Source organism: Caballeronia zhejiangensis (genome assembly GCF_022879815.1).
Classification (GTDB): domain Bacteria; phylum Pseudomonadota; class Gammaproteobacteria; order Burkholderiales; family Burkholderiaceae; genus Caballeronia; species Caballeronia zhejiangensis.
Map to the genome: position 1 here is coordinate 2,487,512 of NZ_CP084283.1, position 24,953 is coordinate 2,512,464.

Annotated in this window: 25 protein-coding genes and 1 tRNA gene; 13 read left to right on the plus strand and 13 right to left on the minus strand. The window is 63.5% G+C overall.

What is annotated here, in order from left to right:
* Positions 1-127: 127 nt before the first annotated feature.
* Genes ampD through LDZ23_RS11875 form a run of 3 tightly spaced genes read right to left on the minus strand, consistent with a single transcriptional unit; the run spans position 128 to position 2,001 of the window.
* Positions 128-730 (minus strand): 1,6-anhydro-N-acetylmuramyl-L-alanine amidase AmpD, encoded by a 603-nt coding sequence (gene ampD, locus LDZ23_RS11865; RefSeq protein ID WP_051996471.1) that lies wholly within the window; start codon positions 728-730, stop codon positions 128-130.
* Positions 727-1,065, minus strand: a complete 339-nt coding sequence (locus tag LDZ23_RS11870) for a PP0621 family protein (protein WP_034471463.1) — start codon at positions 1,063-1,065, stop codon at positions 727-729. The genes ampD and LDZ23_RS11870 overlap by 4 nt, the downstream gene beginning before the upstream one ends.
* 27 nt (positions 1,066-1,092) lie before the next feature.
* The gene (locus LDZ23_RS11875; protein WP_244807646.1) at positions 1,093-2,001 is read right to left on the minus strand and encodes a cytochrome C assembly family protein; all 909 of its coding nucleotides are present in this window, start codon (positions 1,999-2,001) and stop codon (positions 1,093-1,095) included.
* 110 nt (positions 2,002-2,111) lie between these two features.
* Here LDZ23_RS11875 and ffh point away from each other — a divergent pair, with 110 nt between their 5' ends.
* Together ffh and LDZ23_RS11885 are read left to right on the plus strand one after the other, a co-directional pair.
* Positions 2,112-3,479, plus strand: a complete 1,368-nt coding sequence (ffh, locus tag LDZ23_RS11880) for a signal recognition particle protein (protein ID WP_008342937.1) — start codon at positions 2,112-2,114, stop codon at positions 3,477-3,479.
* Positions 3,480-3,603: 124 nt separating this feature from the next.
* The gene (locus LDZ23_RS11885; RefSeq protein WP_008342939.1) at positions 3,604-4,155 is read left to right on the plus strand and encodes a hypoxanthine-guanine phosphoribosyltransferase; all 552 of its coding nucleotides are present in this window, start codon (positions 3,604-3,606) and stop codon (positions 4,153-4,155) included.
* A gap of 45 nt (positions 4,156-4,200) precedes the next feature.
* Here LDZ23_RS11885 and LDZ23_RS11890 read toward each other — a convergent pair whose 3' ends face one another.
* The gene (locus LDZ23_RS11890) at positions 4,201-4,800 is read right to left on the minus strand and encodes a MarC family protein (RefSeq protein ID WP_008342940.1); all 600 of its coding nucleotides are present in this window, start codon (positions 4,798-4,800) and stop codon (positions 4,201-4,203) included.
* Positions 4,800-6,536 carry a proline--tRNA ligase gene (locus LDZ23_RS11895; protein WP_008342941.1) on the minus strand — a complete coding sequence of 579 codons (1,737 nt, stop codon included), beginning with the start codon at positions 6,534-6,536 and terminating at the stop codon, positions 4,800-4,802. Before LDZ23_RS11895 ends, LDZ23_RS11890 begins: the two co-directional genes overlap by 1 nt.
* Positions 6,537-6,757: 221 nt before the next feature.
* Here LDZ23_RS11895 and LDZ23_RS11900 point away from each other — a divergent pair, with 221 nt between their 5' ends.
* Together LDZ23_RS11900 and LDZ23_RS11905 are read left to right on the plus strand one after the other, a co-directional pair.
* The gene (locus tag LDZ23_RS11900) at positions 6,758-7,402 is read left to right on the plus strand and encodes an RNA pyrophosphohydrolase (RefSeq protein ID WP_008342943.1); all 645 of its coding nucleotides are present in this window, start codon (positions 6,758-6,760) and stop codon (positions 7,400-7,402) included.
* 149 nt (positions 7,403-7,551) lie between these two features.
* Positions 7,552-8,115, plus strand: a complete 564-nt coding sequence (locus LDZ23_RS11905; RefSeq protein ID WP_033537265.1) for a CNP1-like family protein — start codon at positions 7,552-7,554, stop codon at positions 8,113-8,115.
* Between the two features lie 61 nt (positions 8,116-8,176).
* Here LDZ23_RS11905 and proB read toward each other — a convergent pair whose 3' ends face one another.
* The 4 genes from proB to rplU all read right to left on the minus strand — a co-directional run bounded on the left by proB (position 8,177) and on the right by rplU (position 11,150).
* Entirely contained in the window at positions 8,177-9,295 is a 1,119-nt protein-coding gene (gene proB, locus LDZ23_RS11910; protein WP_008342948.1) for a glutamate 5-kinase, read from the minus strand.
* 25 nt (positions 9,296-9,320) lie between these two features.
* Complete coding sequence (gene cgtA / locus LDZ23_RS11915) at positions 9,321-10,406, minus strand: Obg family GTPase CgtA (RefSeq protein ID WP_008342949.1); 1,086 nt, start codon at positions 10,404-10,406, stop codon at positions 9,321-9,323.
* Between the two features lie 146 nt (positions 10,407-10,552).
* On the minus strand, positions 10,553-10,813 hold the full coding sequence (gene rpmA / locus LDZ23_RS11920) for a 50S ribosomal protein L27 (protein ID WP_008342952.1): 261 nt from the start codon (positions 10,811-10,813) through the stop codon (positions 10,553-10,555).
* A 25-nt stretch (positions 10,814-10,838) separates the two neighbouring features.
* Complete coding sequence (gene rplU / locus LDZ23_RS11925; protein ID WP_008342953.1) at positions 10,839-11,150, minus strand: 50S ribosomal protein L21; 312 nt, start codon at positions 11,148-11,150, stop codon at positions 10,839-10,841.
* A 257-nt stretch (positions 11,151-11,407) separates the two neighbouring features.
* Here rplU and LDZ23_RS11930 point away from each other — a divergent pair, with 257 nt between their 5' ends.
* The 9 genes from LDZ23_RS11930 to yacG all read left to right on the plus strand — a co-directional run bounded on the left by LDZ23_RS11930 (position 11,408) and on the right by yacG (position 19,157).
* Entirely contained in the window at positions 11,408-12,400 is a 993-nt protein-coding gene (locus tag LDZ23_RS11930) for a polyprenyl synthetase family protein (protein ID WP_008342955.1), read from the plus strand.
* A gap of 40 nt (positions 12,401-12,440) precedes the next feature.
* Positions 12,441-12,517: transfer RNA gene (locus tag LDZ23_RS11935), tRNA-Pro, on the plus strand.
* A 143-nt stretch (positions 12,518-12,660) separates the two neighbouring features.
* On the plus strand, positions 12,661-13,950 hold the full coding sequence (locus tag LDZ23_RS11940; protein ID WP_034471461.1) for an HlyC/CorC family transporter: 1,290 nt from the start codon (positions 12,661-12,663) through the stop codon (positions 13,948-13,950).
* Positions 13,951-14,021: 71 nt separating this feature from the next.
* The gene (locus LDZ23_RS11945; RefSeq protein WP_244807647.1) at positions 14,022-15,191 is read left to right on the plus strand and encodes a GspE/PulE family protein; all 1,170 of its coding nucleotides are present in this window, start codon (positions 14,022-14,024) and stop codon (positions 15,189-15,191) included.
* Entirely contained in the window at positions 15,188-16,393 is a 1,206-nt protein-coding gene (locus tag LDZ23_RS11950; RefSeq protein ID WP_244807648.1) for a type II secretion system F family protein, read from the plus strand. The genes LDZ23_RS11945 and LDZ23_RS11950 overlap by 4 nt, the downstream gene beginning before the upstream one ends.
* Before the next feature lie 31 nt (positions 16,394-16,424).
* Complete coding sequence (locus tag LDZ23_RS11955; protein ID WP_175982749.1) at positions 16,425-17,348, plus strand: prepilin peptidase; 924 nt, start codon at positions 16,425-16,427, stop codon at positions 17,346-17,348.
* Positions 17,349-17,369: 21 nt separating this feature from the next.
* Positions 17,370-17,975 carry a dephospho-CoA kinase gene (gene coaE, locus LDZ23_RS11960; RefSeq protein WP_244807649.1) on the plus strand — a complete coding sequence of 202 codons (606 nt, stop codon included), beginning with the start codon at positions 17,370-17,372 and terminating at the stop codon, positions 17,973-17,975.
* 171 nt (positions 17,976-18,146) lie between these two features.
* Positions 18,147-18,902: a cell division protein ZapD gene (zapD, locus tag LDZ23_RS11965; RefSeq protein WP_008342965.1), complete on the plus strand. Its 756-nt coding sequence runs from the start codon at positions 18,147-18,149 to the stop codon at positions 18,900-18,902.
* Between the two features lie 63 nt (positions 18,903-18,965).
* Entirely contained in the window at positions 18,966-19,157 is a 192-nt protein-coding gene (yacG, locus tag LDZ23_RS11970) for a DNA gyrase inhibitor YacG (RefSeq protein ID WP_008342966.1), read from the plus strand.
* Positions 19,158-19,163: 6 nt separating this feature from the next.
* Here yacG and LDZ23_RS11975 read toward each other — a convergent pair whose 3' ends face one another.
* From LDZ23_RS11975 to secA, 4 genes are all read right to left on the minus strand, one after another.
* Positions 19,164-19,595 (minus strand): NUDIX domain-containing protein, encoded by a 432-nt coding sequence (locus LDZ23_RS11975; RefSeq protein ID WP_008342968.1) that lies wholly within the window; start codon positions 19,593-19,595, stop codon positions 19,164-19,166.
* Complete coding sequence (locus LDZ23_RS11980) at positions 19,592-20,455, minus strand: ATP-binding protein (protein WP_239295169.1); 864 nt, start codon at positions 20,453-20,455, stop codon at positions 19,592-19,594. Before LDZ23_RS11980 ends, LDZ23_RS11975 begins: the two co-directional genes overlap by 4 nt.
* Before the next feature lie 14 nt (positions 20,456-20,469).
* A complete protein-coding gene (gene argJ, locus LDZ23_RS11985) occupies positions 20,470-21,711 on the minus strand; it encodes a bifunctional glutamate N-acetyltransferase/amino-acid acetyltransferase ArgJ (RefSeq protein ID WP_239295170.1) in 1,242 nt (413 codons plus the stop codon).
* A 160-nt stretch (positions 21,712-21,871) separates the two neighbouring features.
* A complete protein-coding gene (secA, locus tag LDZ23_RS11995) occupies positions 21,872-24,685 on the minus strand; it encodes a preprotein translocase subunit SecA (protein WP_034471684.1) in 2,814 nt (937 codons plus the stop codon).
* Between the last annotated feature and the right edge of the window lie 268 nt (positions 24,686-24,953).

Below are 24,953 nucleotides of genomic sequence, written 5' to 3' on the forward strand. Positions count from 1 at the left end.
CGCAGTCTCAAAAAGTTTTATTTGCCCTGAGTCTGCGGTAGCGGGGTTGACTTTTGCTATCGCAAAGCGCGACAAGGCCTCGCGCGCGACGCTGCTGCGCCGCAACGAGAAAGACCTTACGCAGCGCTCAGATGTTGGATTGAAACGGAAAGAACGACGGCGGCAGCGCGCTGCCGTGACGCAGACGCGACCACTCGAAATGCGGGCCCGGATCGGTCTTGCGGCCGGGCGCGATGTCGGAGTGACCCGCGACTGCATCGATCGGATAGCGCTTCACCACGACTCGCACGAGCGCGGCGAGCGCGTCGTACTGCGCGTCTTCGAAGGGCACGCGATCGCTGCCTTCGAGCTCGATGCCGATCGAAAAGTCGTTACAGCGCTCGCGCCCGCAGAACGACGAGACGCCCGCGTGCCACGCGCGTTCGTCGCAGGAGACGAACTGCTCGATCGCGCCGCCGCGACGGATCACGAAGTGCGCCGACACGCGCATGCCGCGCAGATGATCGAAGTACGGATGCGCGTCGTGATCGAGCTTGTTGAGGAAGAAATCGGCGATGGCGTTCGTCGTGAAATCGTCGGGCGGCAGGCTGATGTTGTGCACGACGATGAGCGTCGGCACCGCGTCGCCCGGACGCGCCTCGAAGTTCGGCGACGGCAGGCGCGTCGCGTGCGTGAACCAGCCTTGCGCGTCGATATGCGGATCGCGCTGTCTGACGACGTTGGTGTTCATCGTGCGTCGCGTCCGGTCGGACGGGCCGCGTAATGGCGCGCGTGATCGCTGCAGCAGAAGCGCTCGCCCGCGACGATGATCGATTCGCTGCGCGGCGTGTGCACGCCGCACTGCGCGCAACGGATGAGCGGATCGGCGAGTTGCGGCGCGCTCGCGGCCGCGCCGTTGCCATGACCGTTGCCACTGCGGGCGCGGCGTGCGTCATGCGCTCCGCCCGCGGTCGCGCCGCCGGCTGGCGCGTCGCCCTGCTGCGCGCGCTCGTTCGCGCGGCGCAGCTTCTTCAGAAGCCACTGGCACAGGAAAAAGAGGACGATCAGAAAGAAGAAATTTCGCATCGATTCAATGCCGATAGATTCAGACGCTCAGACGACCGCGCGATGCAGCAGCACTTCGAACACGAAGCGGCTGCCGACGTACGCGAGCAGCAGCGCGGCGAACGACGCCAGCACCCAGCGCAACGCGGCGCGTCCGCGCCATCCGGAGAGGCGGCGCGCGGTGAGCAATGCGCCGAACATCAGCCAGGAGACGAACGCGAACACGGTCTTGTGATCGAAGCGCAGCGCGCGATCGACCAGTTGCTCGTTGAACGCGATGCCCGACACGAGCGTGAGCGTGAGCAGCACGAAGCCCGCCGCGATCAGGCGGAACAGCAGCTTTTCAAGCGTCAGAAGCGGCGGCAGCGTGTCGAGCCAACTCGCGAGCCAGCCATTGCCGGTATGACGCGTCGCGAGGCCGCGCATGCGCTGCAGGCGGCGTTCGAGCATCAGCATGAGCACGGCGTGCAGCGCGGCGATCGCGAAGAGTCCGTACGCGATGTTCGCGATCAGGAAATGCAGCTTGAACATCGGCGCGGCGGAATACGACAGCACGCGCACGCCGCCGAAGACGAGCGGCAACAGCGACGCGATGCACGCGAGCGGCAATACGAGCAGGCGCAGGCCGTCGAGCGGAAAGAAGAAGCTCTCGATCCAGTAGATGCCCGCGCCGAGCCAGAACATCGCGGAGAGCGCGAACGCGAAGCCGAAGATCATCGCGTTCTTGGGAAAGATGGTCGTGTGCAGCAGGAGGCCGTGCACGAGCAACGCTACTAATAATAGAGCGCGGCCCAATCCGCCCATGTCCGGCGATTTTTTGGCCGCCGCCGGCGATGCGATGCCCGGAGGCACGCCGGCCAGCGCCGGCTCCACGGCCGTGTGGCGATGCGCGCGCCAGCCCGCTACGGCGAGTCCGCCATAGAGAAGCGCAGTGAGGGCATACAGTACAATATCCATGTTCGAAGTTTACACTAGGCCCTTGAATCACGACGTTTTCTCCCTTGCGGCAACGCGGGGCGATTACGTCGTTTTGCGCTGAAAAAGGGCCGCATTCACTACCGTTTCCCATGCTCGATAACCTGACTCAACGGATGGCCCGCGTCGTCAAGACGCTGCGCGGCGAAGCCCGGCTCACCGAGGCCAACACGCAAGAGATGTTGCGGGAAGTGCGTCTCGCGCTGCTCGAGGCCGACGTCGCGCTGCCGGTCGTGCGCGAGTTCATCGCGAAGGTGAAGGAAAAGGCGCTCGGCGAGGAAGTGCTGTCGAGCCTGTCGCCGGGTCAGGCGCTCGTCGGCGTCGTCCAGAAGGAACTGACGGCCGTGATCGGCGGCGATTACGAAGGCAAGGCAGCCGAGCTGAATCTGGCGGTCGCGCCGCCCGCCGTGATCCTGATGGCCGGTCTGCAGGGCGCGGGCAAAACCACCACGACCGGCAAGCTCGCCAAGCTGCTGCGCGAAAAGAGCAAGAAGAAGGTCCTCACCGTTTCCGTCGACGTGTATCGCCCCGCCGCTATCCGTCAGTTGCAGACGGTGACGGAACAGGTCGGCGCCGACTTCTTCCCGTCGGAAGCGAATCAGAAGCCCGCGGATATCGCGCGCGCGGCGATCGACTGGGCGAAGCGGCACTATCACGACGTGGTGATCGTCGATACGGCCGGCCGTCTCGGTATCGACGAAGCGATGATGAAGGAAATCAGCGAGCTGCACGCGCTGCTCAAGCCCGCTGAAACGCTCTTCGTCGTCGACGCCATGTTGGGGCAGGACGCGGTCAACACCGCGAAGGCGTTCAACGACGCGCTGCCGCTCACCGGCGTCGTGCTCACCAAGCTCGACGGCGATTCGCGCGGCGGCGCGGCGCTTTCGGTGCGCAACGTCACCGGCAAGCCGATCAAGTTCGTCGGCGTCGCGGAAAAGCTCGACGGCCTCGAAGTCTTCCATCCGGATCGCATGGCGAACCGGATTCTCGGCATGGGCGACATTCTCGCGCTCGTCGAGGAAGCGCAACGCGGCGTCGACAGCCAGGCCGCGCAGAAGCTCGCCGACAAGGTCAAGAAAGGCGGCGACTTCGATCTGAACGACTTCAAGGCGCAGCTCTCGCAAATGAAGAAGATGGGCGGCCTCTCATCGCTCATGGACAAGCTGCCCGCGCAGTTTCAGCAGGCCGCGCAAGGCGCGGACATGAACAACGCGGAAAAGCAGATGCGCCGCATGGAAGGCATCATCAATTCGATGACGCTGCAGGAACGCGCGAAGCCGGAGCTCATCAAGGCGGCGCGCAAACGCCGTATCGCCGCGGGCGCGGGCGTGCACGTTCAGGAGGTGAACCGCATGCTCAACCAGTACGAGCAGATGCGCGGCATGATGAAGAAGCTGAAAGGCGGCAACCTGCAAAAGATGATGCGCGGCATGAAGGGCATGCTGCCCGGCATGCGCTGACCCGCACGTTTATTGAACCCGCGTTCTCTTCGGGCGTCCGACTCGAAAGAAACGCGGGTTTATCATATGGCGCACGCCGCCGTTTTTTTCCACACTTAGAAGTCAGCCTTTCCCGCTTCCCCTTATGAATCGCGAAGAAGCCCTCCATATTTTCAGCCACTCAGAAGAGATCGTGACGGCTGACGAAGTCAACGCATCGATCGGCAAGATGGCCACGGCCATCAAGGCTGCGACGAAAGACGACTTCCCGCTCGTGCTCTCGGTCATGGGGGGCGCGGCCGTGTTCACCGGCATGCTGCTGCCGCATCTCGACTTCCCGCTCGAGTTCGATTACATCCACCTGACGCGCTATCGCAACGCCATCAAGGGCGGCAGCGAGATGCAGTGGCGCGTCGCGCCGGCGGAATCGGTGAAGGATCGCGTGGTGCTCGTGCTCGACGATATTCTCGACGAAGGCGAAACGATGGCCGCGATCCGCGATCGCATCATGGCGATGGGCGCGAAGACGTTTCTGTCCGCGGTGCTGTGCGAGAAGATCATCCCGAAGGCGAAGCCGCTGCGTCCGGATTTTTGCGGATTCGAAGTGCCGGATCGTTACGTGTTCGGCTGCGGGATGGACGCGAAGGGTTACTGGCGTAATCTGCCGACGATCCGGGCGTTGACGGAAGGGGCGTGATCCCCGCCCGTATCCAAAAGAAAAGCGGCCCGCGGGCCGCTTTTTTCATAGCTGATGCACGAAAGTGCGTATGCCCGTGAGCATCATCTCGACGGAAATCGCGACAAGGACAAGCCCCATCAAACGCTCGAAAGCCGTCACCACGCGCTCGCCGAGCCATTGCTGAATCTTCTCGGCGAGAATCAGCACGATCGCGCAGACGATCATCGTCACCGTGAGCGCGCCGATCCATTCGAACATTTTGCCGGGCGCCTGCGACGTCAGCAGCATCACGGTCGCGAGCGCCGATGGCCCCGCCAGCGCCGGAATCGCGAGCGGCACGATCAGCGGCTCGCCGCCGCGCGAATCGCCGCCCATCGCGCCGTCCGGATGCGGAAAGATCATGCGCAGCGCGATCAGAAACAGCACGATGCCGCCCGCGATGCGCAACGAGACATCGGTGAGGTTCATCGCGCGCAGGAAGCGATCGCCCGCCAGCATGAACACCAGCAGAATGACGAACGCGATCGCCACTTCGCGCAGCACGACAACGCGGCGCCGCTCTTTGGCGACGCCGCGCAGCGCGTTGATGAAGATCGGGATATTGCCGAGCGGATCGGTGATCAGCAGCAGCAGGATCGTCGCCGACAGGAAGTTGTACTGCATTACTTCGCGAGCGCGGCCCGCACTTTCCCGACGACGACATCGGCGGCTTCATCGACCGGCAGCAGCGTGGCTTCCGCGTCGCGGCGGCCCTGATATTCCAGCTTGCCTTCCTTCAGCCCGCGATCGCCGATCACGATGCGATGCGGCACGCCGATCAATTCCCAGTCCGCGAACATCACACCCGGACGCTCGCCGCGATCGTCGAGAATCACGTCGATGCCGGCCTGCTGCAGCGTCGCGTACAGCTTGTCGGCCTGCTCGCGCACGGCGTCGCTGCGGTCGTAGCCCATCGGGCAGATCACGACTTCGAACGGCGCAATGGCTTCCGGCCAGATAATGCCCTTGTCGTCGAAATTCTGTTCGATTGCCGCGCCCAGCACGCGCGTCACGCCGATGCCGTAGCAGCCCATCTGCATCGGCGCGGGCTTGCCGTTTTCGTCGAGGAAGGTCGCGCCCATCGAATCGGAATACTTCGTGCCGAGCTGGAACACGTGACCCACTTCGATGCCGCGGCAGATTTCGAGCGTGCCCTTGCCGTCCGGCGACGGATCGCCCGCGACGACATTGCGAATGTCCGCGACTTCCGGCTCGGGCAGATCGCGGCCCCAGTTCACGCCGGTCGTGTGGTAATCGACCTCGTTCGTGCCGACGACGAAGTCGCTCATGTTCGCGACCGTGCGGTCCGCGATCACGCGCACCGGCTTCTTCGTGTTGAGCGGACCGAGGTAGCCCGGCGGCGTGCCGAACCATTCGACGATCTCGGCTTCCGTCGCGAAGCGATAACCCTTCAGGCCCGGCAGCTTGCCCGTCTTGATGTCGTTGAGCGAGTGATCGCCGCGCAGCATCAGCAACCAGATGGTCGGTTCGGCGCCTTCGTTGTCGGTCGCGAGAACGATCGACTTGATCGTGCGTTCCAGCGGAATGTTCAGAAGCTGCGCGACCGCCTCGCACTTCGCGGCGCCGGGCGTGGGCGTCTTCTTCAGTTCTTCGGTCGGCGCGGCGCGTTGCGCGATGAGCGGCAGCGCATCGGCGGCTTCGACGTTCGCCGCGAAGTCCGAGCTCGGGCAATACGCGATGTCATCCTCGCCCGTATCGGCGATCACGTGGAATTCATGCGAACCGCTGCCGCCGATCGAACCGTTGTCCGCCGCGACCGCGCGGAACTCCAGCCCGATGCGCGTGAAGATGCGCACGTAGGCTTCGTACATCTTGCGATACGACTCTGCGAGGCCGTCGAGGTCTTTATCGAAGGAATAGGCGTCCTTCATGATGAATTCGCGGCCGCGCATCACGCCGAAGCGCGGGCGGATTTCGTCGCGGAACTTCGTTTGAATCTGATAGAAGTTCACCGGCAACTGGCGATAGCTCTTGATCTCGCGGCGCGCGATGTCCGTCACGACTTCCTCGTGCGTCGGGCCCATGACGAAATCGCGCTCGTGGCGATCCTTGAAACGCAGCAGTTCCGGGCCGTATTGCTCCCAGCGGCCCGACTCCTGCCACAGTTCGGCGGGCTGCACGGCGGGCATCAGCAATTCGAGCGCGCCCGCGCGGTTCATCTCTTCACGCACGATGGCCTCGACCTTGCGCACCGAGCGCAGACCGATCGGCATGTAATCGTAGATGCCGCCCGCGACGCGGCGGATCATGCCTGCACGCATCATCAGCTTGTGGCTGACGATCTCGGCGTCGGCGGGAGCTTCCTTCAGGGTGCCGATGAAGAAACGGGATGCTTTCATTCAAATTTTCCAAATGCGGCGCGCTTCGGAGCGGACAGCGCCGAAGCAGGCGGATCAAGGTGAACGACGGAACGACCGGCGAGAAAAGAAGATTTTGCCGCCTGCCGGATGCTCTGGCAAAGACATTCACACGGATGCCCCGAATTGGGGTTCGTGCCAGTGCGTCGAGGCCAATAACTGTTTATAATCAAAGCAATTTTAAAGGATTTGAAGGTGGCTGTATGCTGGATCGTGAAGGCTTTCGCCCGAACGTCGGCATCATCCTCTTGAACGCGCGCAACGAAGTGTTTTGGGGCAAGCGGCTGCGTGAACATTCCTGGCAGTTTCCGCAAGGGGGCATCAAATACGGTGAGACCCCTGTGCAAGCGATGTATCGGGAGTTACACGAAGAAACCGGCCTGCTACCGGAGCATGTAAAAGTTGTGGGTCGCACGCGCGACTGGCTGCGTTATGAGGTGCCGGACAAGTTCATCAAGCGCGAGGTGCGCGGACATTATCGCGGTCAGAAACAGATCTGGTTTCTGCTGCGCATGGTGGGCCGCGATTGCGACATCTGCCTGCGCGCGACGGACCATCCGGAATTCGATGCCTGGCGCTGGAACGAGTATTGGGTACCGCTGGATGCGGTCATCGAGTTCAAGCGCGACGTTTATCAAATGGCTCTATCCGAGCTGTCCCGCTTTCTGCGGCGTACCAACTCCCGCGGTGAGCGCGGCGAGCGAGCCGCGCATCACGGACCGCGCTATCCACGCGTCGTCCAGACGATGACGATCGAAGCTCCTGCCGTTACTGCCTCCGGCGCGGCAGTTCAGGCAGAATGCACGGTCAGCGAAGAAGTGCATGTGATCGTGCAGCGCTCATCGTGAATCCGGGCACTGCAACGCTTCGAGCACTTTGACACTCAACTCGATTGCGATCGATGGCACGGCGAACTTCTCGCCGTGCCATCTCGCTTTGTTCCGCCGGGCGGGCGCATGAAGCCCGCGCGCATGTTTCCGGGAAGACCCAATTGAAAGTGAATGCCTCACTCGCGGTAATCGCGGCATCCGCGGCAGCGCTCGCCGTGCTCGCCGGCTGTTCCAGCAACAAGGCGCCGTCCACGCAGGACGACGGCGTGTTCACCTATCTGCTCGACCGCAAGCCGAACTGGACCGAAGAAAAAATCGACACGATGCCACCGCTGCCGCAGGCATCGAATCTGGTCGCGTTCAACGTGTCGCAGAACACGCCGCTCACGTTCGCCGTCGACAAGACCACGCTCACGGTCGGCAAGGATGGCGTCATTCGTTACGTGATCGTCGCGACGAGTCCGGCGGGCGCGCGCAACGTCAACTATGAAGGCATTCGTTGCGACACCTACGAATGGCGTCGCTACGCGAGCATCAACGACGATCAGAACGGCTGGGATCAAGGTTCCGCATTCGACTTCAAGCGCATCGAAAACGGCGAGCTGAACGCGTATCAGGCGGCGCTCTATCAGGATTATTTCTGCACGAGCAAGCTGCCCGTCGGCACCGCGAAACAGATCGTCAACAACATGGAATACAAGCGCACGCAAAGCGTGATCAATCTGCGCTGATTGCGCCGCGCGTCGGCGTGACGATGTGAAAACGCCCGCTGATTCAGCGGGCGTTTTCGTTTCAGACGAGCACGAGATTGTCGCGATGGATCAGTTCCGGCTCCAGCATGTAGCCGAGCACCGATTCGATCTCGCCGCTCGGCCGGCGATGAATCAGCCGCGCCTCCGAACTGCTGTAGTTCGTGATGCCGCGCGCGACTTCCTGCCCTTGATCGTCGACGCACGCGATTACTTCGCCGCGATCGAAGGCGCCTTTCACGTCGATGACGCCGATGGGCAAAAGGCTCTTGCCGTCGGCGGTGAGCTTGTTGACCGCGCCCTTGTCGATGACGACATGCCCGCGCACCTGCAAGTGATCCGCCATCCACTGCTTGCGCGCCGCCATGCGTGCGGTGCGCGCGATGAGTTGCGTGCCGATCATCTCGCCCGATGCGAGGCGCGTGAGCACATCGGCTTCGCGGCCGCTCGCGATGACCGTGTTCGCGCCGCTGTGCGCGGCACGCTTCGCAGCGAGAATCTTGGTCAGCATGCCGCCGCGTCCTAGGCTCGAACCCGCGCCGCCCGCCATCTGCTCGAGTTCGGGCGTGCCGGCGTCGGCTTGCTCGACGAGCGTCGCGTTCGGGTCCTTGCGCGGATCGGCGGTGAAGAGGCCACGCTGATCGGTGAGAATGACGAGCGCATCGCCTTCGATCAGATTCGCGACGAGCGCGCCGAGCGTGTCGTTGTCGCCGAACTTGATTTCGTCGGTGATGACGGTGTCGTTCTCGTTGATGATCGGCACGGCGCCCAGGCGCAGCAGCGTGAGCAGCGTCGAGCGCGCGTTCAGATAGCGTTCGCGATCGGCGAGATCGGCGTGCGTGAGCAGAATCTGCGCGGTGCGGATGCCGTGCGCGCCGAAGCTGCTTTCGTAGACTTGCGCGAGACCCATCTGGCCGACCGCGGCCGCCGCCTGCAATTCGTCGATTTCGCGCGGTCGCTTTGTCCAGCCGAGCCGGTGAATGCCTTCCGCGATCGCGCCCGAACTCACGAGCACGACTTCCTTGCCCTGTTCGCGCAGCGCCGCGATCTGCGACGCCCAGCGCGAGATTGCCGCATGATCGAGCCCGCGACCGTCATTGGTGACGAGGCTCGACCCTACTTTCACTACGATTCGCTTCGCAGCGGCGATGACCGAACGCATCGTGCGCTTTCTCCTCGTGGTTGCTTTATTCCTTCGTTTCGTCGTCGCGGAAGCGCACGTCGGCGGCCAGATCTTCCGCTTCAGCCGCGCGCGATGCGTCCGAATGCTGCGAGATGTAATCGTAGATCGCGTAGGTGAGCGCCTCGCAGCCCTGACCGGTCAACGCCGAAATCTCGTAGACCGGACCGTCCCATTCGAAGCGCTCGACGAAATCGGCGATGCGCGCCTCGCGTTCGTCTTCCGGCACCATGTCGAGCTTGTTCAGCACGAGCCAGCGCGGCTTCTCGTAAAGCTGCTCGTCGTACTTGCGCAGTTCGTTGACGATCGCCTTCGCTTCCGCGACCGGATCGACGTTTTCATCGAACGGGGCCATGTCGACGAGATGCAGCAGCACGCCCGTGCGCTGCAAGTGCCGCAGGAAACGATGCCCGAGGCCCGCGCCTTCCGCCGCGCCTTCGATGAGACCCGGAATGTCCGCGATCACGAAGCTCTTGCTCGGCCCGACGCGCACTACGCCGAGATTCGGCGCGAGCGTCGTGAACGGATAATCCGCGATCTTCGGCCGCGCGTTCGACACCGACGAGATGAAAGTGGACTTGCCCGCGTTCGGCATGCCGAGCAGACCGACATCCGCGAGCACTTTCAGCTCGAGTTTGAGCATGCGGCGCTCGCCCGGCTTGCCGTCGGTTTTCTGACGCGGCGCGCGGTTCGTGCTCGACTTGAAATGCAGGTTGCCGAGGCCGCCCGCACCGCCCTTCGCGATCAAGACCTGCTGATTGTGCTCGGTCAGATCGGCGATGATCTCGCCCGTTTCCTGATCCGAAATGATCGTGCCGACCGGCATGCGCAGCGTGATGTCGTCGCCGCCCTTGCCGTAGCAATCCGCGCCGCGGCCGTTTTCGCCGTTGCGCGCCTGATGCTTCTTGGAGAACCGGTAGTCGATCAGCGTGTTGATGTTGCGGTCGCCGACCGCGTAGACGCTGCCGCCGCGCCCGCCGTCGCCGCCGTCCGGTCCGCCGAACGGGACGAACTTTTCGCGGCGCATCGACGCGCTGCCATCTCCTCCGTCGCCGGCGATGACTTCGATCCTCGCTTCGTCAATGAACTTCATGCGTTGCTCCGTCCCGTGTATTCGCTCTATTCTGCCGTGACCGACCTGGCCGGTCACTCATAACCAATTTTTGACCGCACCAAATAAAAATGGCCCCGCGAACTTCGCGGGGCCATTTCTTCGGTCCTGAAGCCCGTGCGTAAAACTTACGCTGCCGGGACGACGACGACCGTGTGCTTCTTCGCAGCGCCCTTGGTCACGAACTTGACGTGACCGTCGGCCAGCGCGAACAGCGTGTGATCCTTGCCGATGCCGACATTCTCACCCGGGTGCATGCGCGTGCCGCGCTGGCGAACGATGATGCCGCCTGCGTTGATTGCCTGGCCGCCGTACACCTTCACGCCGAGGCGTTTGCTCTCGGAGTCGCGGCCGTTGCGGGAAGACCCGCCTGCTTTTTTGTGTGCCATTTGCTTAGCTCCTTAACCGATGCGCTTACGCGTTGATCGCGTCGATGCGCAGTTCGGTGTAGTTCTGGCGATGGCCAGCGTGCTTTTGGTAGTGCTTCCGGCGGCGCATCTTGAAGATGGTCACTTTCTTGTGACGACCTTGGGACACGACGGTAGCCTTGACGGAAGCCCCACTGACCAGCGGCGTACCGAACTGAATCGATTCGCCTTCGCCTACTGCGAGAACCTGGTCGAGCGTGATTTCAGCGTCAATGTCTGCCGGTATCTGTTCTACTTTAAGTTTTTCGCCAACGGCAACTTTGTACTGCTTGCCGCCGGTTTTTATGACCGCGTACATTGAGAACCTCACTCAGAATTCTTTTTCCACGCACCACGCGGGGAAAACACGCGATTATACATAGAGTTACGCTCAACGTCAAAGCGCCGTGACGATGCCCGCGCGGGCGGCGCAACGCGCGATCCGGCTCCGAACCTCGGCGAAAACGAAGCGAATCGCAGCCGAAATTCGCCGACATTGCGCGAGTCGGAACACCGGACCACCCGGCGTCTGTCGGATTCGCCTTATAATCCGCCGGATTACCCTTTTTGCCGATCATGTCGTCCACCGCCACTTCCTCTCCCAACGCCGCCGCGCTGCTCGCCCCGATCGCCGAGGACATGCAGCAGGTCAATCGCGTCATCCGGCAGCGCCTGGCATCAGAAGTGATGCTGATCAACCAGATTTCGGAGTACATCATCGGCGCGGGCGGCAAGCGGCTGCGGCCGGCGCTGCTGCTCCTCGTCTCGGGCGCGCTGGGCGACACGACCGGGCATCGTCACGAATTGGCGGCGGTGGTTGAGTTCATCCACACGGCGACGCTGCTGCACGACGACGTCGTCGACGAATCGGATTTGCGCCGCGGCCGCAAGACCGCGAACGCGCTGTTTGGCAATGCGGCAAGCGTGCTGGTCGGCGACTTCCTGTATTCGCGCTCGTTCGAGATGATGGTGAGCGTCGGCAAGATGCGCGTGATGGAAATCCTGTCCGTCGCGACCAACATCATTTCCGAAGGCGAAGTGCTGCAACTGCTCAACATGCACGATCCGGACGTGGACGAAGCACGCTACATGCAGGTGATCCGCTACAAGACGGCGAAGCTGTTCGAAGCGGCGGCGCAGCTCGGCGCGGTGCTTTCGGGTGCGGATGCGCGGACCGAAGCGGCGGCGGCGGAGTTCGGCCGGCGCATCGGCACGGCGTTCCAGATCATGGACGACTGGCTCGACTACACCGGCACGCCCGAATCGATGGGCAAGAACGCCGGCGACGACCTGCGCGAAGGCAAGCCCACCCTGCCGCTCATTTATTTGATGGAGCACGGCACGCCGGACCAGGCGGCCCTCGCACGCGAGGCGATCGAGCAAGGCGGCACGGATCGCTTCGACACGATCTTCCACGCAATCACGACGTCCGGCGCGCTCGATCACACGCTGGAATGCGCGCGCAAGGAAGCTCAGGCAGCGGCAAATGCGATTTCTTCATTTCCCTCTTCCATCTACAAAGATAGCCTGCTAGAATTATGTTCTTACTCGACGTCACGGCAGTCTTGAACGAGACTGAAGCAGCGTAAGAGTCCAAGTTGGTCAAATTCGGGGTGTAGCTTAGCCTGGTAGAGCGCTACGTTCGGGACGTAGAGGCCGGAGGTTCGAATCCTCTCACCCCGACCAGAATTGCAAAAACCCGCATGGTTCGCCATGCGGGTTTTTTATTTCCGGCGGCAAAACCGCGTACGCTGGCCGAAAGGCCGAGGGCGAGCTTGCCGGCCCGTCTGCTATATTGCCTCCCATCTCCGCCCCTACTCGATCACCGCGTGGACAACCTTCCCTTATGGGCGCAAATTTGCGCCATTTTTCTGCTTCTCTTCCTTTCCGGCTTCTTCTCGATCTCCGAAACGTCGATGATGGCGCTCAATCGCCATCGCCTGAAATATCTGGCGAGCCAAGGATCGCTACGCGCCCGCACGACGCAAGGCCTGCTCGCGAAGACCGATCAGCTTCTCTCGGTCATCCTGATCGGCAACAACCTGATCAACACGATCATCCCGGTGCTCACGACATCCATCGCGCTGCGCACCTTCGGCCATAACAACCTCGTCCTGTCGATCACGACGGGCGTCATTGCATTCCTGATCATCGTGTTCGCGGAAATCGCGCCGAAGATCGTCGGCGCGACGTATCCCGAGAAAGTGGCGCTGCCGGCGAGCCTCGTGCTCGCGCCGCTCATGCGCGTCGCGCGGCCGCTCATCTGGTTCGTCAATCTGTTCGCCAACGCGATTCTCGCCGCACTGCACATCAACACGAAGGGCAAGCGCGATCAGCGGATCTCGCCCGAAGAGTTGCGCACCATCGTGCTGGAGACGGGCAGCTTCATGCCGACCAAGCACCGCAGCATCCTGCTCAATCTGTTCGATCTGGAGAACATCACCGTCGATGACGTGATGATCCCGCGCCGGCGCATCGAAGCGCTCGACTTCGACGCGCCCTTCGAACAGATCCTGCACCAGCTCGAGACGTGCTACCACAACAAGCTGGTCGTCTTTCAGGGCGACATCGATCGCGTGCTCGGCATTCTGCACGTGCGCAAGACGCTCTCGGCGCTGCACAACCAGGAACTCGAGCGCGACACGCTGCGCGAACTGCTCACCGAACCGTATTTCGTGCCCGCGGGCACGCCTGTCTTCCAGCAATTGCAGTACTTCCAGGAAAGCGGCCACCGTATCGCGATCGTGGTCGACGAGTACGGCGAATTGCAGGGCCTCGTCACGCCGGAGGACATCATCGAAGAGCTGATCGGCGAATTCACGACGACGATTCCGCGCGGCGCCGGCTCGCGCGGCGGCTGGGACGAGAGCGGCGAGTGCATCGTGGCGGGCAGCATGCCGTTGCGCGAACTGAACCGCTGGCTGCATCTGTCGCTGCCGACGGACGGCCCGAAAACGCTCAACGGCCTGATCCTCGAAACGCTCGAAGACATCCCCGACGGCGACGTTTCGGTGCAGATCGCGGGCGTGACCTTCGAAGTGATGCGCAGCGACGATCAGGCGATCCGAACCGTCAAGATTTTCCGCCCGCCCGAAGGCACGCGACACGCGCTGCGTTAGCCATTCGGACGACTGTGCGCCGACGGCCGAGGACGGGATCATCGGATCATCTCGACTCGACCGCCGACGCCATGATTTCCCCTTCCTTCCGCGAAACGCCATCCGACCACGAGACGCCCGCCGTCTCGCTGCTCACCGACACCTTGCGCGAAGCCGCCGAGCGCGGCGCGTCCGATATCCATGTCGAACCGTCCGAGCACGCATGGCGCATCCGGCTGCGCGTCGATGGCGCGTTGCACGTATTGAAGCGCCCGCCGCCCCATTTGCGCGATGCGTTCGTCACGCGGATCAAGGTGCTGGCGCGAATGGACATCGCCGAGCGGCGCGTGCCGCAGGACGGCCGGCTGCGCCTGAATCTGCCGGGCGGGCGGATCGGCGACTATCGCGTCAATTCGCTGCCGACGCTCTTTGGCGAAAAACTCGTGCTGCGGCGGCTCGAAGCGCTGCCGCCCGACCTTTCGCTCGCCTCGCTCGGTCTCGACGACGCGCAAGGCCGCGCGGTCGAATCGGCGATTCGCGCGCCGCACGGTCTCGTCCTCGTGACCGGCCCGACCGGCAGCGGCAAGACCGTATCGCTCTACTGCTTCCTCCAGATGCTCAACGCGGAAGCCCGCAACGTGTGCTCGGTCGAGGATCCTGTCGAAATTCAACTTGCGGGCATCAATCAGGTGAGCGTGCGCGAAAAGGCGGGACTGACCTTCGCCGTGGCGCTGCGCGCGTTCATGCGTCAGGATCCGGATGTCATCATGGTCGGCGAAATACGCGACGCGGAAACGGCGGACGTCGCGGTGAAGGCTGCGCAAACGGGCCATCTCGTGCTCTCGACCTTGCACACGAACGATGCGCCCGCCGCGATCGCGCGTCTCATCGATATCGGCGTCGCGCCTTACAACCTCGCGTCGGCGCTCAAGCTCGTCACCGCGCAACGGCTCGTGCGCAAGCTGTGCGAGTTCTGCCGCGCGCCGTCGGCGTTGGCGCTCGCGGACGGGTTTCATCCGTTCGAGCCGCGCGGCTGTCCTGCGTGTCATGGCGTCGGTTATCGCGGGCGCGTCGGCGTGCACCAGGTGATGCCGGTATCGGATGAACTGCGCGAGTTGATCGTCTCGCGCGCCGCGACGCATGCGATCGCGCGCGCGGCGCAGGCGCAAGGCATGCCCGCGTTGCGCGATGCGGCGTTCGCGCGCGTGCGCGAAGGCGTAACGAGCGTCGCCGAAGCAGTCGACGCGACGGAGATCGAATGATGAACGACGCGCTCGAACTGCGCTTCGCGTGGCGCGGCATGGACAGCGAAGGCCAGCCGATGCGGGGAAAGATCATCGCCGCCGACGCACTCGCGGCCCGCGCGTCGCTGCGGCGCGAAGGCGTGATCGTCACCTTGCTCGAAACGCTCGGCGCCGCGCCGCCGCCCAAAGCGCGGACCGCCGACGTGACCGTCTTCACGCGACAGCTCGCCGGCCTGCTGCGCGCGGGACTGCCGCTCGTCGGCGCGCTCGAATTGCTCGCCGGCAGCGCGTCCGCCAGCGGAATGCCGCGCATCGTGCGCGCGCTGGCCCGCGATATCACGCGCGGCGTGCCATTCTCGGGCGCGCTGGCACGGCATCCGGCTGCGTTCGGCACGCTGTACTGCCAGCTGGTTTCGGTCGGTGAAGTCGCGGGTGCGTTGCCGACGGTGCTCGCCCGCCTCGCCGACGACCGCGAGCGGGCGGCGTCGCAACGGGCCAGATTGCGCGCCGCGCTCACCTATCCCGTGATGGTGCTGCTGCTTTCGCTCGCGATTACGGCGGGATTGCTGATCGGCGTCGTGCCGACCTTCAAGACGATCTTCGACGGCTTCGGCGCCGCGCTGCCCGCGCCGACGCGTTTCGTGCTCGCGCTTTCGGACGGCGTCGCGAATGTCGGCGTGCCGTTCGGGATTGCAGCCGCATCTGCGGTATTCATCGGATGGAATTGGATGAAGCGTTCGCCCGATGCACGCGCCGCCGCCGATCACGCCGCGCTGCGCCTGCCGCTTGCAGGCAAGCTGCTGCGCTCGCTCGCGGTCGCGCGATGGAGCCGCGCGCTCGGCACGCTGCTCTCGGCGGGCACGCCGCTGTCGGATGCGTTCAACTCACTCACGCATGCCACAGGAAACCGCGTGTTCGACCGCGCCACCGTCGACATCGCCGCGCGCCTGCACAACGGCGAGCGTCTCGCGGCCGCAATGCGCGCCGTCGGATGCTTTCCGCAGGACGTCGTGCAGCCGATCGCGGTCGCCGAAGAATCAGGCGCGCTCGATGCGATGCTTCTCGATCTAGCCACGCTCGCCGACCGTCAGGTGGACGAGCGCATCGGCGGCTTCGCGAGTCTTTGCGAGCCGATCGTCATCGCGGTGCTGGGCGCGCTCGTGGGCGGCCTTGTCATCGCGATGTATCTTCCTGTCATTCAGCTCGGCAACGTGGTGTAGCATCGCGGGCCAAAGCAACCGTTCGTCCATCATGCAGCCTTCGTTCGATCCGACCGCCGCGCATTTCGCGAGCCGCTATCTGGCGGCGTTCGCGGCGCTGCCCGTGGCCGTGCAGTACGGGTTCGCCATCGTGTTCGGCCTCGTGATCGGCAGTTTTCTTACTGTCGTCGTGCATCGTCTGCCCGTCATGCTCGAACGCGCGTGGCGCGCGGAAGTCGACGCTGCCATTCCCGAGGCGTCCGATGCCACCAAATTCGCCGCCGCCGATCCCTATCCCGAGCGCTTCAATCTCGCCGTGCCGCGCAGCGCGTGTCCGCATTGCAAGCACGTGCTGCGCGCGTGGGAAAACATTCCCGTCATCAGCTATCTGGCCCTGCGCGGACGTTGCTCGGCATGCGGCGCACGCGTGAGCCCGCGCTATCCGCTGACCGAACTCGCGACCGGCGCGCTGGCGGCGCTATCGCTTTACGCGTTCGGTCCCACGTGGCCCGCGCTGGCCGCGTTCGGTCTATGCGCGGCCTTGCTGACGGCAGGGCTCATCGACTACGACACACGCTATCTTCCCGATGTACTGACGCTGCCCTTGCTTTGGGCCGGGCTTCTCGTCAATTTCGGCGAAGGCGGATTCGCGACGCTGCACGACGCCGTGACGGGCGCAGTCGCAGGCTATCTGTTCCTGTGGTGCGTGTACTGGCTCTTCAAGCTCGTGCGCGGCGTGGAAGGCATGGGCTACGGCGACTTCAAGCTGCTCGCCGCGATCGGCGCGTGGCTCGGATGGTCGGCGCTCGCGCAAGTGCTTCTGATCGCGGCCGTCGCGGGCGCCGCGTTCGGCATCGTGGCGACGTGGCGCAAGCGCATGCGTTTCGAAGAGCCGTTGCCGTTCGGACCGTTTCTCGCGGCGGGCGGCGCGATCACGCTTTTCATCGGCACGCCGCTTTATGCATTGTTAGGTTGATCGAACCGAACGGAGCAACGGATGTTCAGCATTGGTCTTACCGGCGGCATCGGCAGCGGCAAGAGCACGGTCGCTGATCTCTTCGCAGCGCGCGGCGTGCCGCTGATCGACACGGACCTGATCGCGCATCGAATCACGGCGCCGGGCGGCGTCGCGATGCCGCTCATCGCGAGCGAATTCGGCGACGGATTCATCGCGGCGGACGGCTCGCTCGATCGCGCGAAGATGCGCGCGCTCGTCTTCGCCGACGACACCGCGAAGGCGCGCCTCGAAGGCATCGTGCATCCGCTGATTCGCGCCGAGGCGGAACGCCAGCGGTTCGCGGCGCAGGGCGCGTATCACATCGTCGTGGTGCCCTTGCTCGTCGAGTCCGGTGAATGGGCGAGCCGCGTGTCGCGCGTGCTCGTGGTGGATTGCCCCCTCGAGACGCAGATCGCTCGCGTCATGCGGCGCAACGGCTTCACGCGCGAACAGGTACTCGCGATCATCGCGAAGCAGGCGTCTCGCGAAGCGCGTCTCGCGGCTGCCGACGACATCGTGCTCAACGATGAAACCGCCACGCTCGACACGCTCGCGCAGCAAGTCGAAACACTGCACGGCCGTTATCTTTCGCTTGCGTCCGCATGACGCGACGGCGATCGCCTGAGTTAGCGAAATCGTCGAAAAGTTCCCCGTTTTCCGCCGAAACGAGCCATTCGGCGCCCGAATATGGCCCGATTTGCTAGGGTGAGGATGCGGCATTAGAATGTGCTCACTTCCGCTCATGGAAGCAACCGACCCACGCCGAGGCGAGCGCGCTTGATCCTTTACGAGTATCCCTTCAACGAGCGAATCCGGACGCTGCTGCGCCTCGAAGACCTGTTCGAGCGCTTCACGTTCTTTCTGACTCAGGAAGACGCGCGAGAACATCACGTTGCACTCACGACGCTCTTCGAGATCGCGGAAGTCGCTGGCCGCACGGACCTCAAAGCCGACCTCATGAAGGAACTGGAACGGCAGCGGCAAACGCTCGCGCCGTTTCGCGGCAATCCGGGCATCGAACAGGAAGCGCTCGAAGCCGTGCTCGGCGAAATCGAGCAGACGCTCGCCGGCCTCACCGAAATGCACGGCAAGACCGGCCAACATCTCGCCGACAACGAATGGCTCGCGAGCATCCGCAGCCGCACGATCATTCCCGGCGGAACGTGCAAGTTCGATTTGCCGTCGTATTACGCCTGGCAGCAGTTGCCGGTCGAGGAGCGCCGCCAGGACATCGCGAAGTGGGTCATGCCCATGCTCGCGTTGCGCGACGCGGCGGCCATCGTATTGCGGCTCGCGCGTGAGTCGGGTCAGGCATCGAAAGTCATGGCGATGCAGGGCAGCTACCAGCAGATGTTGTCCGGCCGCACGTATCAGCTGATGCAAGTGCGCGTCTCACCGGACACGCGCGTGATTCCGGAAGCAAGCGCGAACAAGTACATGCTGTGGGTGCGCTTCACGGTGCAGGACGGCGATCTGAAACCGCGCGCCGTCGATGTCGACGTGCCGTTTCATCTGACGCTTTGCAGCCTTTGAATCGGAACGGTTTGGCCTCATGTGGTCAAATATCGTCCGTAACCGGCTCAATTCGTATTCGTCATGACCACTGTCGTCAAATGTCCGACCTGCGGCAAGGATGTCCGCTGGGTTCCCGAAAACCGCTTTCGCCCGTTCTGTTCCGAGCGCTGCAAGCAGATCGATCTCGGCGCGTGGGCGGCCGAGAAGTACAAGATCGCGGGTAATTCGCAGGAAACGCCGCCGGACGAAGACAATCGCGGCGGACTCAACTGAGCGCCGTTATTCGCGCTCTTCCTCTTCGAGCCATTCCAGAATCGGAATGGCTGCCGGCAGGAGCGGCGCGACCTCGACGGGAAGCGTCTGCCAGGCGATCGCCTGACCTTCGCGGCCAACCGGCGAACCGTTCCACTCCGTCACTTTGCAGAAGAAAAGCCGCACGTACGCATGAGGATAATCATGCTCCAGCGTGCGCCAGAGCTGGCACGCGGTGACATCGATGCCGAGTTCCTCGTGCAGTTCGCGACCGAGCGCCGCCTCGATGCTCTCGCCCGGCTCCAGTTTGCCACCGGGAAACTCCCAGTAACCTTCATACGGTTTGCCCGCGGGCCGCTGCGCAAGCAGATAGCGCCCGTCGTGCTGCACCATCACGCCGACGGCCACTTCGGTCACCTTGCGGCCATCGGGCGCGATGTCCGGCTTCGCATCGGTCATTGCTTGCGTCCCGACCAGTCGCGCGCGAATTGCCACGCCACGCGGCCCGAGCGCGATCCGCGTTCGAGCGCCCACACGAGCGCATCGCCGCGTGCGCTTTCGACTTCGGCGTCGGCGCAGCCGAAGTGCTTCAGCCAGTGTCCGACGATCGACAGATAGTCGTCCTGCTTGAACGGATAGAAGCTGACCCAAAGGCCGAAGCGCTCGGAAAGCGAAATCTTTTCTTCGACCACTTCGCCGGGATGAATCTCGCCGTCGGACGTGTGCTTGTACGTCTCGTTGTCGCTCATGTATTCGGGCAACAGATGGCGGCGGTTCGACGTCGCGTAGATGAGCACGTTGTCCGATTGCGCGGCGACGGAGCCGTCGAGCGCGACCTTCAGCGCCTTGTAGCCCGACTCGCCTTCCTCGAACGAGAGATCGTCGCAGAAGACGATGAAACGCTCGGGCCGCGTGGAGATCAGATCGACAATATCGCCGAGATCATGCAGATCGTCCTTGTCGACTTCGATCAGGCGCAAGCCGTCCTTCGCATACGCGTTCAGACACGCCTTGATCAGCGACGACTTGCCCGTGCCGCGCGCGCCCGTCAGCAGAACGTTGTTCGCGGGCAGCTTGTTCACGAACTGTTGCGTGTTCTGCCGAATGAGCGATTTCTGACGATCGATGTTCTGAAGGTCGTCGAGCGAGATCTGCGAGATGGCGGAAACGGGTTGCAGGAAGCCGCGTCCCTGACGCTTGCGCCAGCGAAACGCCACCGCGGATTCCCAGTCGATATCGGGCGCGGCGGGCGGCAACATGCCTTCGATGCGCGCCAGCACCGCTTCGGCGCGCGTGAGAAATTGTTCGAGTTTATCCATCGAGTTGTCCGCGTTCAGGAGCGATAGTCGGCGTTGATGCTCACGTAATCATGCGAAAGGTCGCAGGTCCAGACGGTCGCTTGCGCGTCGCCGCGCCCGAGCACGACGCGAATCAGGATCTCGCTCTTCTTCATCACGCGCTGGCCGTCTTCTTCCTTGTACGCGGGATTGCGCCCGCCGGCTTTCGCGACCAGCACGTCATCGAGATAAAGATCGATCTTGCCGACATCGAGATCCGTTACGCCCGCATAACCGATCGCAGCGAGAATGCGGCCGAGGTTCGGATCGGACGCGTAGAACGCGGTCTTAACGAGCGGCGAATGGCCGATCGCGTAGGCAATCTGACGGCACTCCGCCGCGTCCTGGCCGCCCTCCACCGTGATCGTCATGAACTTGGTCGCGCCTTCGCCGTCGCGCACGATGAGTTGCGCGAGTTCCTGCGCCACTTCGGTCACGGCGTCGCGCAATGCGGCGTACGCGGGCGAATCCGTCGATGTGATCGGGGGCAGCGACGACTTCCCCGACGCGATCAGGATGAACGAATCGTTGGTGGACGTATCGCCGTCTATCGTGATGCAGTTGAACGAACGATTCGCGACGTGCTTCACGAGCTGATCGAGGACCGGCTGCGCGACGTTCGCATCGAATGCGAGGAAGCCGAGCATCGTCGCCATGTTCGGGCGGATCATGCCCGCGCCCTTGCTGATGCCCGACAGCGTGACGACGTGACCGTCGATCGTTACCTGGCGCGACGCCGCCTTCGGCAGCGTGTCGGTCGTCATGATCGCTTGCGCGGCGTCGAACCAGTGCGCGGCTTGTTGATTCGCGAGCGCGGCGGGCAGACCGGCCTTCAGGCGATCGATCGGCAGCGGCTCCAGAATCACCCCGGTCGAGAACGGCAGGATTTGCTGCGCATCGAGATTGGCGAGACGCGCGAGCTCCGCGCAGGTTTCGCGCGCGTGCGCCATGCCCGGCTCGCCGGTGCCCGCGTTCGCGTTGCCCGTATTCACGACGAGCGCACGAATGCCCTTGCCGCCTTGGCCCGCCGCCGCGAGATGCTCACGGCAGACCGTAACCGGCGCGGCGCAGAAGCGATTCTGCGTGAAAACGCCCGCGACGCTCGCGCCTTCATCGACGCGAATGACGAGCACGTCCTTGCGATTGGGCTTGCGAATGTTCGCCTCCGCGTAACCGAGCGTGACGCCGGGGACGGGATGAAGCGCTGCGGGATCGATCGAGGGGAAGTTGACGGCCATGTTCGCGTCTCGCTGAAAGTGGCGAATGCCGGCTCATCGAACCGGCACATGATGAAAGACTGACGCCGGCCAGCGGATTCGAACCGGCGCCGTGAATGATGGATGCTGCAAAGACAAACGACGCATCGCTGCGTCGCTTGTTCGTCAGGTCACGAGCCGATTACACCAGCTTGCCGTGACAGTTCTTGTACTTCTTGCCGCTGCCGCACGGGCACGGATCGTTGCGGCCGACCTTCGGCACGTCGTCCGAAGGACGCGTCGCCACGCTGATGTCGTCGCCGGCGGCCATCGCCTGGCTGACCATCTGCGCGGTGGCGCTCGCCGCCGCCGCGGCGGGCGTCGGCTCGGCGGCCGGCGCGTTGAAATCCGCGTGCGTGAACGACACGTTTTCCAGATGGCTGCCTTTCTCTTCGTACTGCTCGGCGGCTTCTTCGAGCTGCTCCGGCGACTGGATCTGCACGTTCATCACGACGCGCGTGACTTCCTGCTTCACGGCGTCGAGCATCGCGGCGAACAGTTCGAACGCCTCGCGCTTGTATTCCTGCTTCGGGTTCTTCTGCGCATAGCCGCGCAGATGGATGCCCTGCCGCAAGTGATCGAGCGCGGCGAGATGCTCGCGCCAGCGGCTATCGAGCGTCTGCAGCATGATCGAGCGCTCGAACGCGCTGAACGATTCGCGGCCGACCATCGCGACCTTCGCTTCGTACGCTTCGTCGGCGGCGGCGAGCACGGCTTCGCAAATTTCTTCCGCGTCGATCGAATTCGACTCGTTGATCATCTCCTGAACCGCGAGATCGAGCGACCAGTCGTTGCGCAGCACTTCTTCCAGCTCCGGCGCTTCCCACTGCTCTTCGATGCTGCCCGCCGGCACGAAGGTTCGCACGACGTCGCCGATCACGCTTTGACGCATCGCCGCGATGGTTTCCTGCACGTCGTTCGCTTCGAGCAGTTCGTTACGCTGCTGATAGATGACCTTGCGCTGATCGTTCGCGACGTCGTCGTATTCGAGCAGTTGCTTGCGGATGTCGAAGTTGCGCGCTTCGACCTTGCGCTGCGCGCCTTCGATCGAACGCGTGACCATGCCTGCTTCGATCGGCTCGCCTTCCGGCATCTTCAGGCGATCCATGATCGCGCGCACGCGGTCGCCCGCGAAAATGCGCAGAAGCGGATCGTCCAGCGACAGATAGAAGCGCGACGAACCCGGATCGCCCTGACGGCCCGCGCGGCCGCGCAGCTGGTTGTCGATACGGCGCGACTCGTGACGCTCGGTGCCGATGATATGCAGACCGCCCGCCGCCTTCACGTGATCGTGCAGCGCCTGCCATTCGTCGTGCAGCTTCTGGATGCGCGCGGCTTTCTCGTTCTCGGGGATCGAGAGATCCGCTTCGATGAACGACGCCTGCTTCTCGACGTTGCCGCCAAGCACGATGTCCGTGCCGCGGCCGGCCATGTTCGTCGCGATCGTGACGGCGGCCGGACGGCCCGCTTCCGCGACGATCGCCGCTTCGCGCGCGTGCTGCTTGGCGTTGAGCACTTCGTGCTTCACGCCCGCCTGCGTGAGCAGGTGCGACAGCAATTCGGACGCTTCGATCGACGTCGTGCCGACGAGCGTCGGCTGACCGCGCTCGACGCAATCGCGGATGTCGCGAATCACCGCGTCGTAACGCTCTTTCGACGTCTTGTAGATCTGATCCTGCTTGTCGACGCGCTTCGGCGGACGGTTGGTCGGAATCACGACCGTTTCGAGGCCGTAGATTTCGTTGAATTCGTAGGCTTCCGTGTCCGCCGTGCCGGTCATGCCGGACAGCTTCGAGTACATGCGGAAATAGTTCTGCAGCGTGATGGACGCGAGCGTCTGGTTCTCGGCCTGAATCTGGACGTGTTCCTTCGCTTCGACCGCCTGATGCAGACCGTCCGACCAGCGGCGGCCGGTCATCATGCGGCCGGTGAATTCGTCGACGATCACGACTTCGCCGTTCTGCACCACGTAGTGCTGATCGCGCAGGAAAAGCGTATGCGCGCGCAACGCGGCATAGATGTGGTGCATCAGCGTGATGTTCTGCGGCGCGTAGAGACTCTCGCCTTCGCCGATCAAACCCCACTCGGCGAGCAGGCGCTCGGCCTTCTCGTGGCCCGATTCGGTCAGGAACACCTGACGCGCTTTTTCATCGAGCGTGTAATCGCCCGGCTTTTCGACGCCGGTGCCGTCGGCCTTTTCTTCGCCGATCTGCTGCTCGAGCAGCGGCGGCAGCGCGTTCATGCGCACGTAGAGATCGGTGTGATCTTCAGCCTGACCGGAGATGATGAGCGGCGTGCGTGCCTCGTCGATGAGGATCGAGTCCACTTCGTCGACGATCGCGAAATTGAGTGGCCGCTGCACGCGCGCGTTGGTCTCGTAGACCATGTTGTCGCGCAGATAATCGAAACCGAACTCGTTGTTCGTGCCGTACGTGATGTCCGCCGCGTACGCTTCCTGCTTCTGCGAGTGTTCCATCTGCGACAGATTCACGCCGCACGACAGACCGAGGAAGTTGTAGAGGCGCGCCATCCATTCGGCATCGCGCTGGGCGAGGTAGTCGTTCACCGTCACGACGTGCACGCCGCGGCCCGACAGCGCATTCAAATACGCGGCGAGCGTCGCGACGAGCGTCTTGCCCTCGCCGGTACGCATTTCCGCAATCTTGCCGTAATGCAGGACCATGCCGCCGATGAGCTGCACGTCGAAGTGGCGCATCTTCAGGACGCGCTTGCTCGCCTCGCGGCAGACCGCGAACGCCTCGGGCAGGATCACGTCGAGCGATTCGCCGCCCGCGACGCGCTGGCGGAACTCATCGGTCTTGGCGCGCAGCTGGTCGTCCGAATACTTCTCGACGGTCGGCTCGAGGGCATTGATTGCCGCAACGGTCTTTTGATACTGCTTGACCAGCCGCTGATTGCGGCTGCCAAAAATCTTCTGAAGGAAACCGGTCGTCATCGGATCAGTGTCTGCGTCGCGGCTTCGGACGGCCACAGCACAAAGCTGCGTCCGGGCTCGGAGAACCTCGGCGACTTAAGTCCATAAGGTGAAATTCGAATCGGGAATTTTAGCATGTGAGTTTGGCAGACCTTGCGTCGGCGTGCCCGCGCGTGCGTAGACGGAACGCGACAGTCAACCCGCTGAAAGCTCGGGCGAAACTCGTTTCCCCGCCCGAAGCAACGGGCCGCCTCGCGTACAATCGAACCGTTCCGTCGGGCCTGCGCCT

Bases quoted from the DNA above. Each gene is read 5' to 3' on its own strand.
- ampD (WP_051996471.1), bottom strand. From the start codon at position 730: ATGAACACCAACGTCGTCAGACAGCGCGATCCGCATATCGACGCGCAA.
- LDZ23_RS11870 (WP_034471463.1), bottom strand. From the start codon at position 1,065: ATGCGAAATTTCTTCTTTCTGATCGTCCTCTTTTTCCTGTGCCAGTGG.
- LDZ23_RS11875 (WP_244807646.1), bottom strand. From the start codon at position 2,001: ATGGATATTGTACTGTATGCCCTCACTGCGCTTCTCTATGGCGGACTC.
- ffh (WP_008342937.1), top strand. From the start codon at position 2,112: ATGCTCGATAACCTGACTCAACGGATGGCCCGCGTCGTCAAGACGCTG.
- LDZ23_RS11885 (WP_008342939.1), top strand. From the start codon at position 3,604: ATGAATCGCGAAGAAGCCCTCCATATTTTCAGCCACTCAGAAGAGATC.
- LDZ23_RS11890 (WP_008342940.1), bottom strand. From the start codon at position 4,800: ATGCAGTACAACTTCCTGTCGGCGACGATCCTGCTGCTGCTGATCACC.
- LDZ23_RS11895 (WP_008342941.1), bottom strand. From the start codon at position 6,536: ATGAAAGCATCCCGTTTCTTCATCGGCACCCTGAAGGAAGCTCCCGCC.
- LDZ23_RS11900 (WP_008342943.1), top strand. From the start codon at position 6,758: ATGCTGGATCGTGAAGGCTTTCGCCCGAACGTCGGCATCATCCTCTTG.
- proB (WP_008342948.1), bottom strand. From the start codon at position 9,295: ATGCGTTCGGTCATCGCCGCTGCGAAGCGAATCGTAGTGAAAGTAGGG.
- cgtA (WP_008342949.1), bottom strand. From the start codon at position 10,406: ATGAAGTTCATTGACGAAGCGAGGATCGAAGTCATCGCCGGCGACGGA.
- rpmA (WP_008342952.1), bottom strand. From the start codon at position 10,813: ATGGCACACAAAAAAGCAGGCGGGTCTTCCCGCAACGGCCGCGACTCC.
- rplU (WP_008342953.1), bottom strand. From the start codon at position 11,150: ATGTACGCGGTCATAAAAACCGGCGGCAAGCAGTACAAAGTTGCCGTT.
- LDZ23_RS11930 (WP_008342955.1), top strand. From the start codon at position 11,408: ATGTCGTCCACCGCCACTTCCTCTCCCAACGCCGCCGCGCTGCTCGCC.
- LDZ23_RS11945 (WP_244807647.1), top strand. From the start codon at position 14,022: ATGATTTCCCCTTCCTTCCGCGAAACGCCATCCGACCACGAGACGCCC.
- LDZ23_RS11950 (WP_244807648.1), top strand. From the start codon at position 15,188: ATGATGAACGACGCGCTCGAACTGCGCTTCGCGTGGCGCGGCATGGAC.
- LDZ23_RS11955 (WP_175982749.1), top strand. From the start codon at position 16,425: ATGCAGCCTTCGTTCGATCCGACCGCCGCGCATTTCGCGAGCCGCTAT.
- coaE (WP_244807649.1), top strand. From the start codon at position 17,370: ATGTTCAGCATTGGTCTTACCGGCGGCATCGGCAGCGGCAAGAGCACG.
- yacG (WP_008342966.1), top strand. From the start codon at position 18,966: ATGACCACTGTCGTCAAATGTCCGACCTGCGGCAAGGATGTCCGCTGG.
- LDZ23_RS11975 (WP_008342968.1), bottom strand. From the start codon at position 19,595: ATGACCGATGCGAAGCCGGACATCGCGCCCGATGGCCGCAAGGTGACC.
- LDZ23_RS11980 (WP_239295169.1), bottom strand. From the start codon at position 20,455: ATGGATAAACTCGAACAATTTCTCACGCGCGCCGAAGCGGTGCTGGCG.
- argJ (WP_239295170.1), bottom strand. From the start codon at position 21,711: ATGGCCGTCAACTTCCCCTCGATCGATCCCGCAGCGCTTCATCCCGTC.
- secA (WP_034471684.1), bottom strand. From the start codon at position 24,685: ATGACGACCGGTTTCCTTCAGAAGATTTTTGGCAGCCGCAATCAGCGG.